1 protein-coding gene is annotated in these 344 nt (G+C 41.0%); it reads right to left on the bottom strand.

What is annotated here, in order from left to right:
* Nucleotides 1-337, bottom strand: a 337-nt coding sequence (locus tag AB4585_RS25835) for an extracellular solute-binding protein (protein ID WP_372171629.1), incomplete at its 3' end; no start/stop codon positions are given.
* Nucleotides 338-344 lie beyond the last annotated feature (7 nt).

Genomic DNA, 344 nt, shown 5'->3' with positions numbered 1-344 from the left:
CAGTGTCACGGTATTGAGCAGGGACATTTTCATCAATCACCTTGCTATCAACACTCTGTACAACGTCTTTATTGCTTAGTTCAACCAAACGACTGATGTCTGTAGTCAATACTACGTCAGCTGGGCTGTACTCACCCTCTTGAACTAGTTTCTCAGCGATACCTGTATTAGAGAACTTAACGTTTACCGTGATACCCGTTTGTTTAGTAAATTCATCAAACATTGGTTCAACCAAAAATGGCTGGCGGTAAGAGTATACGTTCACTTCTTCTGAAGCTGATGCGATTGGTGCGAATACACCGCTAATAGCAGCAGTCAACACAAGTAATTTTTTCATTCTAGTT

Source organism: Vibrio sp. 10N.222.49.C9, assembly GCF_041474985.1.
GTDB lineage: Bacteria > Pseudomonadota > Gammaproteobacteria > Enterobacterales > Vibrionaceae > Vibrio > Vibrio crassostreae_C.
This window is presented reverse-complemented; position numbering and strand designations above follow the sequence as displayed.